This window comes from Peribacillus sp. FSL M8-0224 (assembly GCF_038003055.1).
GTDB classification, from domain to species: domain Bacteria; phylum Bacillota; class Bacilli; order Bacillales; family DSM-1321; genus Peribacillus; species Peribacillus frigoritolerans.
Genome location: NZ_JBBOOJ010000001.1, coordinates 2487091 through 2506002, shown reverse-complemented (window position 1 = coordinate 2506002; position 18912 = coordinate 2487091). Strand labels below are relative to the sequence as shown.

The following is an 18912-nucleotide window of genomic DNA, read 5'->3' as shown; positions in this document are numbered from 1 at the left end:
GTCAACCCTGCAAAATCTTCTATCAAGGGTCTATGAAGAAGTTTGGAAGTGTCTCGGGGAGGTGGTAGAGAAATGAGTTTGGTGTCGATTCTTACATTAGGATTCCTATTGGGGATAAAGCATTCGTTAGAGCCGGATCATGTTATTGCCGTAGCAACCACGGCAGGAAATACGAAAAAATTATCGCGTTCCACTCTAACGGGGGTGTATTGGGGTATAGGTCATACATGTACGCTATTTCTTATAGGTATGATGTTCATTTGGATGAAAGGGGAGATTCCAGAGTCGTTAAGCATGACGCTGGAATTCGGCGTAGGTATTATGCTTGTTATGCTAGGGGCGAGAAGTTTATTTAAAGCGCGCCCTGATATTACGAACGACAAGGATAGATTTCACCCTTATTTGGTGTCTGCTTTAATTGGTTTCGTCCATGGTCTCGCGGGCAGTGCCGCAATGGTCATTCTAACGATGTCGACCGTAACCGGTATAGGCGAGGGATCTATCTATATCATTATATTTGGCACAGGGACAATTATTGGCATGCTGTGCTTTACAACTTTACTAGGCATACCGTTTGCTTTGAATGGAAAGGACATCGTTTTAAACCGAATCTTCATCAAGCTGGCGGGAGCTATAAGTTTTTCATTCGGACTTTATTATATATACAAATTGGGTGTAACAGAAGGTTTGTTTGCGCTCTGGACTAATTGATTTACTTTATAAGCATGACTGTAATCTCAGGCTGTCTGTAACCCATGGACAGTCTCTTTCATTTTTATTAATTCATCTAAGTAGACATTATGTCTTTTAGGAGGTTTCTCAGAAAGAAAAGGGCCACAACTGACAAAAAGGCTTGGCTTAATGGGAACACTTCAATGGACATGTCCAAGCAAATTCCTGGGTATATTGTAACGGAAATGAATCTCCAATTATTATTCTGCAAAAATTTGTAGTTGGAAGAAGGGATCGACAATAAAAATAAGACCCCATGACACTGCCATTTTTATAAGAATGGCAGTGTCGTAGGATCTGTTAATATGTTACAAGTCAAGAAATCTAGGTTCTGCTCCGGCCGTTAGGCAGATAAACGTTTATTTTTCCTTTGGAGAATCCATATTTCAATTGCACCGGAGCCAAGCAATACTCCTGAAACAATGAAGATAAGTCCAATGAAATGTGCAGGCACAAGGGCTTCATTAAGGAAAAATGCTGCACCTAACAAAGAGAATAAGGTGTTTAAGTTAAGAAATATGGATGATTCGGCTGCGCCTACCTTACCAATGGCATAATTATAGCTCATGTGCCCGAGGGCGGTGGCAAAAATAGCGGAGAAAAAGAAAGCTCCCCAGATGGATGGCGGTGCGGTTGCCAGGGAAGATAAGCCCTCTGGTTCCTTCCATAAGCTGATGGCAAAAAGAATAAAAGACCCGATCAGCATCATGTAGCCGGTTAGTAATCGTGGATCCATTGTTTTTGAGGCTTTATTAATGAGGATGAAACTCAATGCCTGTGAAAGAATGGAAAGCAAAATATCCACATCCCCAAGATTAATAGAATGAAGTCCTCCGCTTCCTGCCATAACGGTAAAACTCACACCCAGGGAACCGCATATAAAGCCAAGCAGCTTGATTAACGTAGGTTTTTTTCGAAAGAAAATCATGGTCAAAATGACAGTCAATATTGGCCCCATGCCCAAAATCAATCCAGCATTCGAGGCGGAAGTCTTCGTCAATCCCTCAGCTAAAAAATAATGATGAAAAACGACACTCAAAAGTGCTCCACCAAAAACGTAAAAAAGTTCACTTTTTTTAGGAAGGCGTATTAGTCCAAAGAAGAAAAGGATAATAATGACGATAAGCGAAGCAGTAAAAATTCTCATAGAAGTTATCGTTACGGGCTGCGTATGCGCAACTAAAATTTTAATAACTGAGACATTTAACCCCCATGTAATCATTATTCCGGTAAGTAAGATGTATATTTTCAAAAAACTCATTCCAAACAACCTTTCAAACTTATTTAACAATTGATATATTATACAACTTTCTCCAAATTAATAGCAAAGAGTAAATTTGATTGAAAAAAATCTGAAACTGTCAATCATTAAAAAAGAGGGAGGAAACAGTTCATGTCCGTTTTCCGAAATATGATTTTTTATCGTAAATTTAGCAGAAATATCACATGAAATAGTATCGAATAAAAATAAAATTACAAATTATCAAACTTTTCTATTGTTTTTGATAGGGTTTTCATTTACAATTTCCTTATGATTTACCAAACCGGTTTAGTAAAAAACTAAATCGATTTAGCTAATAAGCATAATGAAAGTGATATGATTCAAATGTTTTTGTTTCCATTTGTGAATGTTTGAAAGAAGGAGGTACTGTATTGTCATCAAAATATGGTGTTTTAACGCTGGGCGACGCCATGATTACGCTAAATCCGGAAGAGACAGGACCTTTAAGATTCGTTAACCGTTTTGAGCGAAAAGTAGGAGGCGCTGAACTGAATTTTGCGATTGGCTGTGCAAGGCTTGGCTTGCGGTCAAAATGGATAAGCCGTTTAGGCAAGGATGAGTTCGGTAAAGTTATTTATAATTTCGCTCGTGGGGAAGGCGTGGACATGAGTGATGTGGCCTATGTAAATGGATATCCAACATCTCTTAACTTTAAAGAAATTCGGGAAGATGGTTCCGGAAAGACATTTTATTACCGCTATCAATCTCCCATCTTAACTTTAAAGCCTGGAGATATAACAGAGAAGATGTTTGAAGGGATTGATATAGTCCACCTTACTGGAGTATTTTTGGCTATTGATCCGAAAAATGTCAACATTGCCAAGAGGGTAATGGAAATTGCAAAACAAAAAAATATACCAGTTTCTTTTGATCCGAATATCCGCTTAAAGCTATGGTCCATCGAGGAAGCAAGATCAGTTTACTATGATATTTTTCCATATGTTGATATTTTGCTTACAGGTTTGGATGAAATAAGATTGATCATCGGTACTGACTCAAAAGAGTCTTTGGCGGAATTCGCAAAGGTGAATGCTATTGATCAGCTTGTCATTAAGGACGGGAAACATGGTTCAAAACTATATACCAAAAGTGAATGGCATGAAAAAGAAGCTTTCCCTGTAATACCTGTAGATACAGTTGGTGCGGGAGACGGTTATGATGCCGGTTATATTTACGGATACCTTAATGGTTTATCAATTGATGAAAGATTGGCATTCGCAAATGGTGTAGGAGCTCTTGTCACCACTGTTGCAGGGGACAATGAAGGATTACCATATTTGGATGAAGTAATGCCTTTCATACAGAATGAGGCGGTTATAGAAAGATAGATGACTGAAAGAAACGAGGGAATGAAATGTCAACAGTAACGATACAAGCCGAGGAAGCAAAACGATTAGTTATACAGCAGCTGACCAAAGTGGGTTTGAATGAAGAAACTGCCGGAAAAATTGCGGAAGTATTGGTTCATGCTGATCTCAGAAATGTCAATTCCCATGGTGTTTTGCGAACAGAGCATTATGTGAACCGTTTACAGGCAGGGGGTATAAATCCCGAAGCCCAGATTTCCTTCCAAAAGACAGGGCCCGTTACCGGTGTAGTTGATGGAGATGATGGATTTGGGCATGTGATCAGCGACGTGGCTATGGACCATGCAATCGATATGGCGAGAGAAAATGGCGTGGGCATGGTGACTGTTTTTAATAGCAGCCATTGCGGAGCACTAAGCTATTTCGTTCAAAAAGCCGCTGATGCAAAGTTGATTGGCATCGCGATGTCACATACCGATAAAATTGTGGTCCCGTTCGGGGGAAAAACATCATTTCTTGGTACCAACCCAATCGCTTACGGAGTTCCTGCCAAAACGAAGAAACCCTATATTCTTGATATGGCAACATCCAATGTTGCATGGGGGAAAATTCTCCAGGCACGCGAAGAAGGAAAGGAAATCCCTGAAGGATGGGGTGTCGATGAAAATGGAGCTGCGGTCACGGATCCGAATAAAGTCGTTTCCCTTTCCACTTTCGGAGGCCCGAAAGGCTATGGTCTATCAGTAATTGTAGATGTGTTTTCTGGATTATTGGCCGGTGCGGCATTTGGCCCGCACATTGGGAAAATGTATGACGATCTTGATAAGAAACGAAAGCTGGGGCATTATTTTTGTGTAATTAATCCTTCATTCTTTACAGATACTGATATATTTTTAGAGCAAATGGATCAAATGATTGAAGAGCTGCAACAGGTTGAACCTGCTCCAGGGTTCGATCGCGTATATGTACCGGGTGAGATTGAACAAATCAATGAAGAAAAAAACCTGAAACAAGGTATTACGATAGCATCAAGTGTTTATGAATTTCTTACAAAGTAGGTGGGAGAAATGAAAGCGGTTCAAGTACGGAAAGCTCATGAACTTATCATACAAGAAGTGGAAAAACCACTGATTTCGAACTCGACGGATGTCCTTGTAAAAGTAAAAAGAGTCGGGATTTGTGGATCGGATATGCATATTTACCATGGTACGAATCCTCTTGCTACGCTGCCGCGAGTCGTCGGGCATGAAGTAGCGGGAGAAGTTGTGGAGATTGGACAAGGCGTCGTGGGCATAAAAGTTGGGGACCATGTTGTTATTGAGCCCATCAGTTACTGCGGGAAGTGTTACGCCTGCCGCAAAGGCCGCCAAAATGTTTGTGAAAAACTGTCCGTTTTTGGCGTACATGAAGATGGTGGTATGAGAGAATGGTTCGTCCTTCCCGAGAAACAATTACATGTTGTGGATTCCGCGTTAGCTTGGGAAGAAATAGTATTGGCTGAGCCATATACAATCGGCGCACAGGCCGTTTGGAGAGGCGAAGTGGAGGAAGGGGAAACAGTGCTTATCCAGGGAGCTGGGCCTATTGGGATTTGCATATTAAAGATGGCAAAGCTTCAAGGAGCATCAGTGATGATCACGGATTTAAGTGAGGAGCGTTTGGAATTCGCTAAAGAAAGCGGCGCCGATATCACCGTCCATGCGGGAAAAGAAGATGTTCAAAAACGAGTGGAAGAATGGACGAATGGAGAAGGTGCCAACGTCGTCATTGATGCAGTATGCTTGCCGATGACATTTGAATTGTCCTTTGATGTCGTATCAACGGCGGGCCGGATTGTCGTACTCGGTTTTGATGAACGGCCTGCATCGGTTTCCCAACTGCCAATCACCAAAAAGGAAGTATCGGTTAAAGGATCTAGGTTGCAAACCAATCAGTTCCCAAAAGTAGTTAAACTTTTAAATGAAGGAAAACTCAGACAAGAAGGTTTAATAACCCATACCTTTTCGCTGGATGATATCCAGGAAGCATTTAATTTTGTGGAAAATCATCCCGAACAAGTTCGAAAAGCGATCATCGTTTTTAATTAAAGGGGGGCAGGAGTATGGACAAACATTCAATCATTCATCGAATAAAGGAAACGAAAGTTGTAGCTGTTATCCGGGGACAGGATGCAAAGGAAGCGGCACAACTGTCTAAAGCAGCTGTGGAAGGCGGTGTTCGGGCAATAGAATTGACTTATACAACACCGGGAATTGAAGAGGCTTTCAAAGAACTGCAGAATACGGATGCACTCTTAGGAGCAGGATCGGTACTTGATTCTGAAACGGCTCGACATGCGATTTTAGCTGGTGCCAATTTTATCGTCAGTCCCTATTTTGTCAATGGAGTAGCCGAACTTTGTAATCGATACGGCATTCCCTATATGCCTGGTTGCATGACAATCAAAGAAATGGCTAAGGCAATGGAAGCAGGTTGTGATGTTTTGAAGTTATTTCCGGCAAACCATTTTGAACCTTCTTTCATCAAGTCGGTTAATGGTCCACTGCCTAATGTAAGAATCATGCCAACCGGCGGAATTAATTTGGATAACATGAAGGACTGGCTGAATGCAGGTGCGGTAGCAATCGGGATCGGCAGTGACTTGAACAAAGCCTATCAAAATGGCGGCTATGAAGCAGCAGTGGAATTAAGCGGAAAATATATGCAAAAGATTGCGGAATGACGGAGGTGCATGATGAACATTACATTTAGATGGTATGGGAAAGACAATGATACCGTTACATTGGAGCACATTAAACAGATTCCTGGTGTGAAAGGGATTGTATGGGCACTACACCAAAAACCTGTTGGTGAGGTATGGGAAAAGGAAGAAATTAAAGAAGAAATCGAATATATCCAATCATTTGGTTTTCACACGGATGTTGTAGAAAGTGTAAATGTCCATGAATCGATTAAATTGGGTAACGAAGACCGCATGATATATATTGAGAAATACAAAGAGACGATCCGAAATCTCTCGGAAGCTGGAGTGAAAGTCATTTGTTATAACTTCATGCCGATTTTTGATTGGACTCGTACGGAAATGTTCCATCCTTTGGAAGATGGCTCAACTGCCCTATTTTATGAAAAGGCGAAAGTGGATACGTTAGAACCGCAAGATTTGATTCGTACGGTGACGGAAGCTTCCGATTTAACTTTACCAGGTTGGGAACCAGAAAAGATGGATCGGATTTCTGAATTATTCGAAGCTTACAAAACTGTCGACGAAGAGCAACTATGGGCCAATCTTGAAATATTCCTTAAAGAAATATTACCTGTTGCCGAGGCTTGCGGCATTAAAATGGCTATTCATCCGGATGATCCGCCATGGTCCATTTTTGGCTTGCCAAGAATCATCACCGGAGAATCGAGCTATGAAAAACTGATCTCGATTTCGGACTCACCGTCGAATGCATTTACCATGTGTACTGGATCGATGGGGGCAAACCCTGAAAATGATATGGTCCAAGTGGCTAAAAAGTATGCAAATCGTTCGCCTTTCTCCCATATTCGAAATGTGAAGATTTATGAAAATGGTGACTTTGTGGAAACATCCCATCATACCCAGGATGGATCCATCAATATACAGGGCGTCGTGGAAGAATTGAATAAGCAGAATTATACTGGTTATGTCAGACCAGATCATGGCCGCCATATTTGGGGTGAAGATTGTCGCCCAGGTTACGGTTTATATGACCGAGCATTGGGCATCATGTATTTGCTCGGATTATGGGATGCATATGAAGCTGGTAAATCAGGTGGGAAATCATGATTCCCATCCATGAAAACTTATCGAACAGGGTGGCAGTGATCACTGGGGGCAGCGGTGTTTTATGTTCGAAAATGGCTGTGGAATTGGCCCGTCATGGTGTCAGGATAGCTATATTGAACAGAACGGCCGAAAAAGGGCAAGAAGTGGTCGAACTCATTGAACAAACAGGGGGCACTGCGATATCCATAGCAGCAGACGTATTGGATAGAGCCTCATTGGAGAATGCAAGAGGAAAAATAATAGAATCGTTCGGAAGAGTGGATCTATTAATAAATGGAGCGGGAGGCAATCATCCTGATGCCATTACAGCACCAGAGAAATATGGGGAAGAAGCGGAAGGGAAATCCTTTTTTGATTTAGATGAAAATGGTTTCTCCCAGGTTTTTGCCAGTAATTTCACCGGTACATTTTTGGCCAGTCAGGTTTTTGGGAAAGAGTTATTGCAAGTGGAAGCACCAATTATCGTAAATGTATCATCCATGAGTGCCTACGCTCCGATGACTAAAGTGCCAGCATACAGTGCGGCCAAAGCTTCGATAAATAATTTTACGATGTGGATGGCTGTACATTTTGCCGAAGCAGGTTTACGGGTGAATGCCATTGCTCCAGGATTCTTTTTGACGAAGCAAAATCGGGATCTTCTGCTTAATGAAGATGGCAGTCTGACAGCAAGGTCTAATAAAATCATTTCTTCAACACCCATGAAGCGTTTTGGGCAGCCTGAAGACTTACTTGGAACGTTGCTTTGGCTCGTTGATGAATCCTACTCGGGCTTTGTCACAGGAATTACGGTACCGGTCGATGGTGGTTTCATGGCATACTCCGGTGTCTGAATTCAGCTCCTATAAAAAGGCAAACAAGTTAACGTGATTAAATTAGTTCCATGGTATGGGAAATTGACTTTTTTACTGCATCGGAAGGTGATTGTAAAGCTTTACTTATTATAATAGAATATTCCTTATATATTGAAATCACACGACAGGGATGAATGAAATGAAAACCATTACAATTACTGATGTCGCCAATCACGCGAAAGTATCAAAAAGCACAGTTTCCCAATACCTGAACAAACGCTATGAATATATGAGTGAAAAAACCAGGAAAAAAATTGAAGAAACAATCGAAGAGTTAAACTATCAGCCTAATATAATAGCGCGAAGTTTAAAACAAAAGTCCACTTTTACCGTTGGGGTAGTGGTTGCCAATATCCTTCATACGTTTTCAACGCAAGTTATTAGAGCGATAGAAAACTACTTTTATGAACAAGGGTTCCATATTATCGTTTGCAATGCGGATGACAATCCTGAAAAGGAAAAGAATTATATTGAAATGCTAAGAGCTAAACAAGTGGATGGGATCATCATTTTCCCCACAGGGGACAATCTTGATTTATATCAACGTATGAAGAGTGATCAATTCCCGATAGTTTTCATGGATAGGACGATCGAAGAATTGAATATTGCTACAGTCATGCTCGATAATCACCTTGCTTCCAAGTTAGCGGTAGATCGGTTCATTGAAAAGGGTTTTGAAAACATTGCTATCATAACCACTTCAATAATACGTGATATCAGCCCTCGAATCGAACGGATCCAAGGGTATAAGGATTCACTCGCGTCACATGGGATACCAGTCAATTCTGATTATATAAAAACCGTGAATGCAGACGAAATTCCGCTTGCACTTTCAGAATTTTTCGAATTGGAAAAGCCGCCTCAAGCCATATTGGCTGGAAATGATATCGTACTTAATGAAGTATTGCGTTATATGAAACAGCATGAAATCCATATACCTGATGACATAGCTGTCATAGGCATCGATGATGTACCATATGCCAGTTTCTATACACCGACCATCACAACGGTTAATCAGCCTGCCATTGAAATGGCCAACTTGGCAGCGGAGTTACTGCTTAGTCAAATCAATAAAACAGGAAAAGAGGATACAAGCGTGCATCGCTTGAAACCGACTTTGCTTTCAAGGAATTCTTGCTAGAAACGGATGTAAGATTCCTGTGAAAAAGAAAGCGCTTTTTTACAGGAATTCTAAACCGATTTAGTTAAAGATCTTTAGGTTTTACTCTTGGTTATTAAATGGAAACGTTTCCAAAAATGCTGCTGCATTTACAGAAATGTATAGGGGGGTACTTTATGTTTTCAAATGGTAGAGGAATGGTTATCGTATTCTTGTTCTTGGCAGGCGTAATAAATTATCTGGACCGATCTGCACTGTCCATTGCAGCTCCGTTCATCCAAGATGATTTATCTTTAACAGCCACACAGATGGGAATTATCTTTAGTAGCTTTTCCGTTGGTTATGCCGTATTTAACTTCCTTGGAGGCATGGCGTCCGATAAATGGGGAGCTAAGCTTACGCTTTTCGTGGCGATGATCGTTTGGTCTTTATTCAGTGGTGCGCTTGTACTTGCTGTCGGTTTTGCCAGTATGATCGTCATCCGCATCCTGTTTGGTATGGGCGAAGGCCCTCTTTCTGCAACCATCAATAAAATGGTGAATAACTGGTTCCCGGCAAATCAACGGGCATCTGTCGTTGGTTTGACGAATAGCGGGACGCCGCTTGGTGGCGCCATTGCAGGTCCGATAGTTGGATTCATTGCCATCTCTTATGGATGGAGAGTATCTTTCATTGCCATAATGGTAATTGGTCTTATATGGGCGATTTGCTGGTGGAAGTTCGTTAAAGAAAAACCAGAAGAGTCAAAAGAACAGAAGCATACAGGAAAATCTTATGTAGCGGCAACATCGGAAGGGAAATTGAAATTCACCTTCTATTTAAAACAAAAAACGGTTTTATTTACAGCTCTAGCCTTTTTTTCTTACAACTACATTCTCTTCTTTTTCTTAACTTGGTTCCCAAGCTATTTGGTGGATGCACGCGGGCTAAGTGTAGAAAATATGAGTATCATTACAGTGATTCCTTGGATTTTTGGATTCATCGGACTAGCTTTGGGTGGATTCGTGTCGGATTTCTTCTATAAAAAATTCGCACAAAAAGGTGTTTTATTCTCACGTAAGCTCGTGCTAGTAACTTGTTTGTTCTTATCGGCGGTATGTATCGGTTTTGCTGGACTTGTATCCACAACGGTCAGTGCAGTAACGCTTGTCGCACTTTCCGTCTTCTTCCTATATTTGACTGGTGCCATTTACTGGGCAATCGTCAACGATGTCGTCGACCCTGGTAATGTTGGTTCTGTTGGAGGTTTTATGCATTTCTTGGCAAATACAGCAGGAATCATCGGACCGACGTTAACAGGATACATTGTCGATACCTCAGGCACATACACAGTTGCATTCTTGCTAGCAGGTGGATTGGCAGTTGTTGCATCGCTAGCGGTCATCCGTTTTGTACGACCGATAGTAAAGCCTGCGTAATAGATTGTTAGAATGGAAGTGTCTCCCAAAGAAATATCAAGGGGGGGCACTTCCATTTTTAATGAATTATAATTTTTCTTGTTTATTAGGCATGCCTAGCGGATCCTATTTTCTTTTCGAAATGTAGCTGGTGTCTTTTCATTGTACTTTTTAAAGGTACGATAAAATTGCGGCATGCTTTCAAAACCACACATTTCGGCAATATGGGCAATGGTGTGATTCGTTTCCAGTAAAAGTTCCTTTGCCTTGATGATCCTTTTCGTGTTTAGATACACGACTAACCCAATTCCAGTCGTTTCCTTAAAAACCCTGCTAAAATGAGCGGGACTGACCAATGCTTTTTGTGCAAGTATCGTCAGCGTCAATGGTTCATCCATATGTTCATTAATATAGATTAAAATATCTTTCATCCATTCTGAACTATAGCTCTTGCCCTCGGATAATTCTTGTTTGCCATTTATCCGGATACGGTATAAATCAAGTATGATTTGATGAACGATCAGCAAACAAGCATGCCTCGAGCCCATCGATCGGCTATTCGTTTCTTGCAGGATGAGTTCTAGCTGTTCTTCCATCTTTACTTGTTTCTTTTGCGGCAATGATATTTTATAATTCTTACTCTTTTTTGTCAGATCAAACAAATGTAAATATGAAAAAGAATCATCAACCACATCTTTATATATTAATGTGGGACTGAAAAAGATAATGGTGGAGGTGACAGGGTCGTCCTTATTCGGTAATGCCCTATGAATGGTATTATTCGGGATCAGGAATACATCCCCTTTCTGCATATCATAAAACACATCACCGATAAAAAAGGTCCCTTTACCGTTATAAACATAAACAATTTCATAATGGTCATGCATATGATCGGACAATTCATTCTGGGGACTTTTCGTATCTTGATAGACAAAAGAAAATGGGAAGAGTAAATCATGATTTAATGCATTATGGATTTTTTTCATTTGTTCATCTCCTGAAAGTATAATACAACAAAAATGAGTATATTTATAGCAAAATACGCAATTAATATTTCAAAAATTGATGTTAAAATTAATAGAAGATTTGAAAATTAAAAAAATTCAAGGGAAAAATGAAAGGGCTTTCGGAATGGATTGACGTTACCTTTAGAACTTCTTCACTCATGATAAGGAGGGAACAAAATGAATAAATTTGTTCAATTGCATTCAAACGATGATGTTGTTATTTCCTTGGAGGGGATTCAGAAAGGACAGAGCCTCCAGATTCAAACAAAAGATAGGGGAATGATCCATATCAAGGCACGTGATGACATTCCTAAAGGGCATAAAATGTTAGTGAATCCGGTTAAGCGAGGGGAGGACGTAATCAAATTTGGCTATTCGATTGGAAAAGCTAAAGAAGATCTCTCCATTGGAGATTGGATTCACACTCACAATCTGACATCCGGTTTACATGGCATATTAGATTATTCCTATCAACCTAGCAGACAAAATACAAAAGAACCCAGTCAAAATCATACCTTCCAAGGATATATCCGTGAAAATGGGGAAGTGGGTATCCGGAATGAAATCTGGATCATCAACACAGTTGGTTGCATCAATAAAACATGTGAACTTCTCGCTAAAATGGGAAATGAGCAGTTTAAAGATCGACAAATTGATGGGGTTCATCACTTTTCCCACCCCTACGGTTGTTCTCAATTGGGAGACGATTTGACCCATACACAGAAACTATTGGCAGCCTTGGTTCAACATCCAAATGCAGCAGGGGTTTTAGTAGTTGGATTAGGATGTGAGAACAATCAAATCGAAGCATTTAAAGAAGTCATAGGCGAATTTCCTCCAAGTCGGGTTAAATTTTTAAAAGCCCAGGAGGTTCAAGATGAATTGGAGAGCGGCTTACGCTTATTGGGTGAACTAGTGGAATATGCGGAAGGGTTCATACGCCAGACCGTACCAGTTTCAAAGTTGAAAATAGGCTTGAAGTGCGGGGGGTCAGATGGTTTTTCAGGCATTACCGCTAATCCATTGGTTGGTGCGGTTTCCGACTTAATTGTGGAAAATGGCGGGACCACGATATTGACAGAGGTTCCTGAGATGTTTGGAGCGGAAACGATATTGATGAACAGGGCGAGGGATGAAGAAACCTTTAAGAAAATCGTTAGCCTTATAAATGATTTCAAACAGTATTTCATTCGCCATGATCAAGAAATTTATGAAAACCCTTCACCTGGAAACAAGGAAGGCGGCATAAGTACACTGGAGGAAAAATCACTTGGATGTACACAAAAAGGGGGCCATGCCACTGTAGTGGATGTAAGCCCATATGGACAACGAGTAGAGAAGCATGGTTTGAATTTAATCAATTCTCCTGGAAATGACCTGATTTCGGTGACGGCTTTGGCAGCAGCCGGCGCACATATCGTTCTATTCACTACGGGAAGAGGAACACCATTCGGCGGACCGGTACCAACTGTAAAAATAGCCACGAATTCGGATTTAGCCGATCGTAAAAAGCACTGGATTGATTATAATGCCGGACGGTTGATAGAAGGTCAAAAGATCGATGAATTAAAGGACGATTTATTCCATTACATTCTTGAGCTTTCATCCGGTAAAAAGAAAACGAATAATGAAAAATTCGGATATAGGGAGATAAGCATCTTTAAAGAAGGTGTCATTCTCTAATAGTACACGGTTTCTATTAAGCTATAAAAAAAGGAGTGTTATTCAGTGAAAAGTATCGTTTGTGAACAACCTTTTGAATTTAAGATGATCGAATCGGAAAAACCTATTCCAAACTCAGGGGAAGCTTTGATTCGTGTGCGACGTATAGGTATATGCGGTACGGATATCCATGCCTATGGAGGCAATCAACCCTTTTTTAGCTATCCCCGAATACTTGGCCATGAATTATCCGGTTATATTGAGTCCATACCGGAAAATGAATCTGGGCTTAATGTCGGGGATCAAGTATCGATCATCCCCTATATGGAATGTGGAGAATGCCTGGCTTGCAGAACTGGAAAAACGAACTGCTGTACGGATATGAAAGTGTTGGGTGTACATGCTGAAGGAGGCATGAGTGAGTGGATTACGGTTCCTTATAATCATTTGGTGAAAACAGAAGGTCTCACACTTGATCAATCCGCAATGATAGAGCCTTTAAGTATCGGGGCTCACGCAGTCAGGCGCGCCGCTATTCATAAAGGGGAATTTGCACTAGTAATTGGTGCTGGTCCCATTGGTTTGGGAGTCATGGCATTCGCTAAAGAACAGGGTGCGAAGGTGATCGCAATGGATGTAAATGATGAACGCCTTGCGTTTGCTGGCAAATGGGCAAATGCCGATTATACTTTGAACGTTATGGAGAATCCAATGGAGAAATTGGCCCAATTGACGAATGGAGATATGCCAAGCGTGGTATTTGATGCTACAGGTAATGCTAAGTCAATGATGGAGTCATTTAAATATCCTGCTCACGGGGGAAGATTGATTTATGTAGGTTTAGTTAAAGCGGATATTACCTTCAATGATCCTGAATTCCACAGTAAAGAGCTTACATTAATGGGAAGCCGCAATGCAACAAGGGATGACTTTGATTATGTCGTGAATACGCTGAAAAATGATTTGTTGGATATGAGCCAGTATATTACACACCGCACACATATGGATGAAATGATCAATCAATTTGAAGGGTGGTTAACTCCTGAAGCTAAAGTGATCAAGGCGATTGTCGAAATATAAGCATTAGGTATGCTGTTAGTTCGCACTCTGAATTGGATATTTCAATAAGAAAGGAGTTCTTTTATCATTGAACATAAATAAAAGTCAACTAAAGCCTTTGAGTAAAGATACAAAAGCTGTCCAATCCTCACTTAAGATGGATTTCCCCATAAAAGTATTGCAGATTGGTGAGGGGAATTTTCTTCGGGGCTTCTTTAATTGGATGATTCATGAGTGTAATAAACAAGGTCATTTCAAGGGAAGCATTGCAGTGACCCAACCCCGCCGTGCCGGGAAAGGGAAAATAGAAGAAGTGAAGCGGCAAGATGGACTGTATACATTAATGTTACGTGGTTTTCACCAAGGGGAGAAAGTGGAAAGTACAGAGATCATTTCCGTTTTTTCGAAGGCAATTGATCCATATGAAGAATGGATCGAATTTTTAGCACTATCAGAAAATCCTGAATTGGAATTTGTAGTTTCCAACACGACTGAAGCAGGAATCAAATATCAGCCGATACCTTTGGAAGAAGGAAAGCCGATGGAATCTTTTCCAGGAAAACTGACTGCTTTTTTGTATCACCGTTATCTGCATTTCAATGGAGATGCGAAAAAAGGATTGATCATGCTTCCATGTGAGCTTTTAGAGAGAAATGGTGATTCATTGAAGCAATGTGTTCTTAAGCATGGCAGGGATTGGGATTTACCCAAGTCATTCATTGATTGGGTGGACCGGGACAATCTCTTCCTAAACTCGCTTGTAGACCGAATCGTTACAGGGTTCCCGGCCAATGAGTCAGAAAAACTATTTGCGGCATGGGGATATAAGGATACTCTGCTAAATACGGCAGAACCCTACCATTTATGGGCTATTGAAGGTGACCCTAGTATTGATCAACGTCTTCCTTTACGAAAATCCGGATTGAATGTGCGTTGGGTAAAAGATTTAACGCCTTATCAAATGAGGAAGGTACGGATACTTAATGGTTCACATACCTTGTTGGCTCCTTTAGGGATTTTATCTGGATTGGAAGAAGTGAAACAGGCAATCGATCATCCGGAATTCAACCAATTTCTGAGCAATGCCATCGAAAAGGAAATAATTCCTTCATTACCCTTTGATCAATATGAGATGAAGCTATATGGGGAAAGTGTTCTTGAGCGATTTAAGAATCCTTTTGTACATCACCTCCTGACCGATATTTCGCTGAATAGCATTTCTAAGTTCAAAGTTCGTCTTCTGCCTACCTTAGAGGAATATCAAAGGTCGAAAGGCACGCTGCCCGACTGTATCGTAAGAGGTTTTTCGGGCCTGATCCGATTTTATAGGGTTAATGAAATGAAGGGGACTTATCTTGGTAAAAGCTTTGCGGGTAAAGATTATGTCGTTAGAGACGATATAAAGACAATTGAATTTTTCAGTGAACAATGGCTTAATTATGAGAGGGGGCAAATCCCGCTTAGACAATTGATAGAGGCGACATTAAGTAATCAATATCTATGGGGGAAGGATTTGAGCGGTATCCCGAACCTAGGAAACGAATTATGCCAATATCTAGAAGGGATGATCGACTGAAATTAGCCTTTGAAAGGATTTTAGTAAAATTAATTTCATGAATATTCTCCCTATCTCTTATTTTTTTCTTTATTTTATTTGTATTTTTGGTATACTGGATTAGTGATATTTTTTCTTGTTAGTTTCCTAATGAAAAGATATTAAAAGAATTACATATTCTTATATTCCCGTGAAGGGGAGTAGCGTCAGGGATAACCTGAAATAAAGTCGTCATTACGTGGGAACCCCACCGGCTTTATTGGCCTAATTCATTTAGTGCTTAGCGAGACCTTTGCCATATTTGGCAGAGGTCTCTTTATTTTTGTGAAAAAGGAGGAAATTGTGTTGGATTTTTTAACAGGTGAATTCATTTCAGGACTTTTAGCGATCATTATGATAGATTTGGTTCTAGCCGGTGATAATGCAATCCTTATTGGATTGGCTGCAAGAAAGCTTCCGAAAGAACAGCAAAAAAAGGTGATAATTTGGGGAGCGGTCGGGGCAATAGTGATAAGGATCATCGCAACGCTGTTGGTTGTTTGGCTATTAGAGGTGCCAGGACTGCATTTAATAGGGGGATTACTTCTTGTATGGATTGCTTATAAGCTCCTTATCGATGAAGAAGAACATGATGTGAAGCCTGCGGACTCGATGTGGGCTGCTATAAAAACCATCATTATTGCAGATGCATTGATGGGATTGGACAATGTCCTAGCTGTTGCAGGTGCTTCTCATGGTAACTTCACTTTAGTGGTAATCGGTTTACTTGTATCAATTCCAGTAGTGATGTATGGAAGCACTTTGATCCTGAAACTGATCGAACGCTTCCCATTCATCATAATAATTGGTGCGGGAATACTAGGCTGGACAGCTGCTAAAATGATCGTAGCTGAACCTTTCATGCACGACTACTTTGCAAATCCATTCATTAAATATGGATTTGAAGCGATAGTGGTTATTGGAATCCTGTTTGCCGGGATTTCAAGACAGAAAAATATCGAAAAAGAAAAAGCAAACAGAGAAAAAATGCAAATTGAACGTAATGGATGATGGATATAAAGAGACCTTTCGAAAATGAAAGGTCTCTTTTTTTGTTTAAGCCCTATAAGTTACAAAACAAAAAAGGTATACCAAAGCCCGTACTTTGGTATACCTTTTTGCGAATTTTTAAGCAAGCGATAACATGCATTTCAATAACGGTATTTGAGCTAAATGATCATATGGAGCGTTCACTCTGTTATTTTAGTTTAAGTTAATCCAGACACTTTTGACTTCCGTATAATTATCCAAAGCATAACTGCCCATTTCCCGACCGATTCCACTTTGTTTATAACCGCCAAATGGAGAAGCTGCATCAAAAGCGTTATAGCAGTTTACCCAAACTGTTCCGGCTTTTAATTCATTTGCCACATAATGGGCTTTTTTTACATCTTGTGTCCATAAACCTGCAGCCAATCCATATTCTGAGTTATTTGCCCGGTTTATCACATCATCCAAATCATCAAAAGGCATGGCAGCTACAACTGGACCGAAGATTTCTTCTTTAGCGATTGTCATTTCATCTTCAACGCCAGCAAAAATTGTAGGTGTTACAAAATAACCCTCTCCTTGTCCGTAATTGCCCCCGGTAACCACTTCAGCTCCTTCAGACTTTCCTTTTTCAATATAACTGCCCACTCGTTCCAATTGTTCACCGGAAACCAAAGGTCCTATCTGGGTTGTTGGATCAAGACCTGCCCCTTGTTTAATGTTTTTTGCATGGGACACTAAATCAGCCACCACGTTGTCATAGGATTTCTTTTGAATATACAGGCGTGAACCTGCACAGCATACTTGTCCTTGATTAAACATGATGCCCATTAAAGCACCAGGAATGGCTTTACTCATATCTGCATCCGGTAGAATGATATTAGGTGATTTCCCGCCTAATTCCAACGAGATTTTTTTCACGGTTCCCGAAGCTTGGCGCATGATCATTTTTCCTACTGAGGTTGAACCGGTAAAGGCAATTTTATCGACTTCTGGATGGTCTACAAGCGGTGACCCTGCTGTTTCACCAAATCCAGGTATGACATTGAGAACGCCAGGAGGAAAACCTGCTTCAAGCGCCAATTGTCCTAAATATAAGGCTGAAAGCGGCGTTTGCTCCGCTGGTTTTAAAACGATCGTGCATCCGGTGGCAAGGGCTGCACCTAATTTCCATGCGGCCATAAGTAGAGGGAAATTCCAAGGGATGATCTGTCCTACCACTCCAACCGCTTCATGACGGGTATAATTGAAGTAATTCCCAGCAACAGGTATTGTTTGTCCTACTATCTTAGTGGTCCATCCCGCATAATAACGGAAGTGATCGATTGCAAGGGGGACATCGGCATTAGTGGTTTCGCCAATTGGCTTGCCATTATCCAGGGTATCCAATTGCGCTAACGCCTCTTTATGTTCCTCCATGAGGTCCGCTAATTTATAAATGAGGCGACTGCGTTCAGATGCACTCATTTTTTTCCAAGGACCGTTGTCGAAAGCCGTACGGGCTGCTTTGACTGCTTTATCTACATCTTCCGGACCTGCTTCACTCACAACCGCTAAAACCTTGCCGTTTGAAGGATCGAGAGTCTCAAAGGTTTTTCCTGAAGCAGCTTCCACCAATTCCCCATTTATTAAAAGCTTTTTAGTGCCCTTCAAGAATGCTTGCACACGTGGATTGAGTTTAATAGTTTGTTCCATGTATAATACCCCTTTTCAATTGGATTATATTGTTCGATATCTGTTTGGACAATGGCTCTAAGTAAAAGGATCAAGCATACTATTATGTTTTTTATCCAATTCCCTTTGGCAGACTTGCAGCAATTCTGACTATCTTGATTTCTTTCCCCCCTTTATCAAAAGGAATCAATATCTCGACATGTAATTATGCAAGACTGATGCCATAACAAAAAACCGATGAAATCAGTTAAAAGGTGGTGGAGGGAAAAGGGAAGGTGCCTTACTGTTCCATATTGGAACAGGCAGGTGTTCCAATATGGAACAAAAAAGTTTAGTAGTACACATAAGCTTGTTTTCATTTTGGTGGATATCTGAATTTTCTGTTATAATTAAATTGAAGGAACGAACCCTGAATGCTCTGAA

At 40.7% G+C, this 18912-nt stretch carries 16 protein-coding genes; 13 read left to right on the top strand and 3 right to left on the bottom strand.

The window, feature by feature from the left end:
* The first annotated feature begins 72 nt into the window (after positions 1–72).
* Positions 73–711: an urease accessory protein UreH gene (locus tag MKX49_RS12005; protein WP_340876576.1), complete on the top strand. Its 639-nt coding sequence runs from the start codon at positions 73–75 to the stop codon at positions 709–711.
* 364 nt (positions 712–1075) lie between these two features.
* Here MKX49_RS12005 and MKX49_RS12000 read toward each other — a convergent pair whose 3' ends face one another.
* The gene (locus MKX49_RS12000) at positions 1076–1993 is read right to left on the bottom strand and encodes a DMT family transporter (protein ID WP_289350106.1); all 918 of its coding nucleotides are present in this window, start codon (positions 1991–1993) and stop codon (positions 1076–1078) included.
* 392 nt (positions 1994–2385) lie between these two features.
* On the opposite strand from MKX49_RS12000, the gene MKX49_RS11995 reads away from it, so the two are divergent.
* The 8 genes from MKX49_RS11995 (at position 2386) to MKX49_RS11960 (ending at position 10524) form a co-directional block, all read left to right on the top strand.
* Positions 2386–3342 (top strand): sugar kinase, encoded by a 957-nt coding sequence (locus tag MKX49_RS11995; RefSeq protein ID WP_063593697.1) that lies wholly within the window; start codon positions 2386–2388, stop codon positions 3340–3342.
* A gap of 26 nt (positions 3343–3368) precedes the next feature.
* Entirely contained in the window at positions 3369–4379 is a 1011-nt protein-coding gene (gene allD, locus MKX49_RS11990; protein ID WP_340876575.1) for an ureidoglycolate dehydrogenase, read from the top strand.
* A gap of 9 nt (positions 4380–4388) precedes the next feature.
* The gene (locus tag MKX49_RS11985) at positions 4389–5408 is read left to right on the top strand and encodes a zinc-binding alcohol dehydrogenase family protein (RefSeq protein WP_340876574.1); all 1020 of its coding nucleotides are present in this window, start codon (positions 4389–4391) and stop codon (positions 5406–5408) included.
* A gap of 14 nt (positions 5409–5422) precedes the next feature.
* Positions 5423–6043, top strand: a complete 621-nt coding sequence (locus MKX49_RS11980; RefSeq protein ID WP_048679678.1) for a bifunctional 2-keto-4-hydroxyglutarate aldolase/2-keto-3-deoxy-6-phosphogluconate aldolase — start codon at positions 5423–5425, stop codon at positions 6041–6043.
* Positions 6044–6055: 12 nt separating this feature from the next.
* The gene (gene uxuA / locus MKX49_RS11975; RefSeq protein ID WP_054395679.1) at positions 6056–7132 is read left to right on the top strand and encodes a mannonate dehydratase; all 1077 of its coding nucleotides are present in this window, start codon (positions 6056–6058) and stop codon (positions 7130–7132) included.
* Positions 7129–7965: an SDR family oxidoreductase gene (locus MKX49_RS11970; protein WP_340876573.1), complete on the top strand. Its 837-nt coding sequence runs from the start codon at positions 7129–7131 to the stop codon at positions 7963–7965. Before uxuA ends, MKX49_RS11970 begins: the two co-directional genes overlap by 4 nt.
* Before the next feature lie 160 nt (positions 7966–8125).
* Positions 8126–9127, top strand: a complete 1002-nt coding sequence (locus MKX49_RS11965) for a LacI family DNA-binding transcriptional regulator (protein ID WP_336865903.1) — start codon at positions 8126–8128, stop codon at positions 9125–9127.
* A gap of 155 nt (positions 9128–9282) precedes the next feature.
* The gene (locus MKX49_RS11960; protein WP_340876572.1) at positions 9283–10524 is read left to right on the top strand and encodes an MFS transporter; all 1242 of its coding nucleotides are present in this window, start codon (positions 9283–9285) and stop codon (positions 10522–10524) included.
* A 95-nt stretch (positions 10525–10619) separates the two neighbouring features.
* Here the strand turns inward: MKX49_RS11960 and MKX49_RS11955 are convergent, their stop codons facing one another.
* Positions 10620–11489, bottom strand: a complete 870-nt coding sequence (locus MKX49_RS11955) for an AraC family transcriptional regulator (protein WP_340876571.1) — start codon at positions 11487–11489, stop codon at positions 10620–10622.
* 198 nt (positions 11490–11687) lie between these two features.
* Between MKX49_RS11955 and MKX49_RS11950 the strand changes: the two genes are divergently transcribed.
* The 4 genes from MKX49_RS11950 to MKX49_RS11935 all read left to right on the top strand — a co-directional run bounded on the left by MKX49_RS11950 (position 11688) and on the right by MKX49_RS11935 (position 16836).
* Positions 11688–13193, top strand: coding sequence for a UxaA family hydrolase (locus MKX49_RS11950; protein WP_340876570.1), 1506 nt, complete (start codon positions 11688–11690; stop codon positions 13191–13193).
* A gap of 45 nt (positions 13194–13238) precedes the next feature.
* Entirely contained in the window at positions 13239–14252 is a 1014-nt protein-coding gene (locus MKX49_RS11945) for a zinc-binding alcohol dehydrogenase family protein (protein WP_340876569.1), read from the top strand.
* A gap of 67 nt (positions 14253–14319) precedes the next feature.
* On the top strand, positions 14320–15807 hold the full coding sequence (locus MKX49_RS11940; RefSeq protein ID WP_340876568.1) for a tagaturonate reductase: 1488 nt from the start codon (positions 14320–14322) through the stop codon (positions 15805–15807).
* Positions 15808–16131: 324 nt separating this feature from the next.
* Complete coding sequence (locus MKX49_RS11935; protein ID WP_053535188.1) at positions 16132–16836, top strand: TerC family protein; 705 nt, start codon at positions 16132–16134, stop codon at positions 16834–16836.
* Between the two features lie 192 nt (positions 16837–17028).
* On the opposite strand, the gene MKX49_RS11930 is transcribed toward MKX49_RS11935, so the two are convergent.
* A complete protein-coding gene (locus tag MKX49_RS11930; RefSeq protein WP_340876567.1) occupies positions 17029–18510 on the bottom strand; it encodes an aldehyde dehydrogenase family protein in 1482 nt (493 codons plus the stop codon).
* Positions 18511–18912 lie beyond the last annotated feature (402 nt).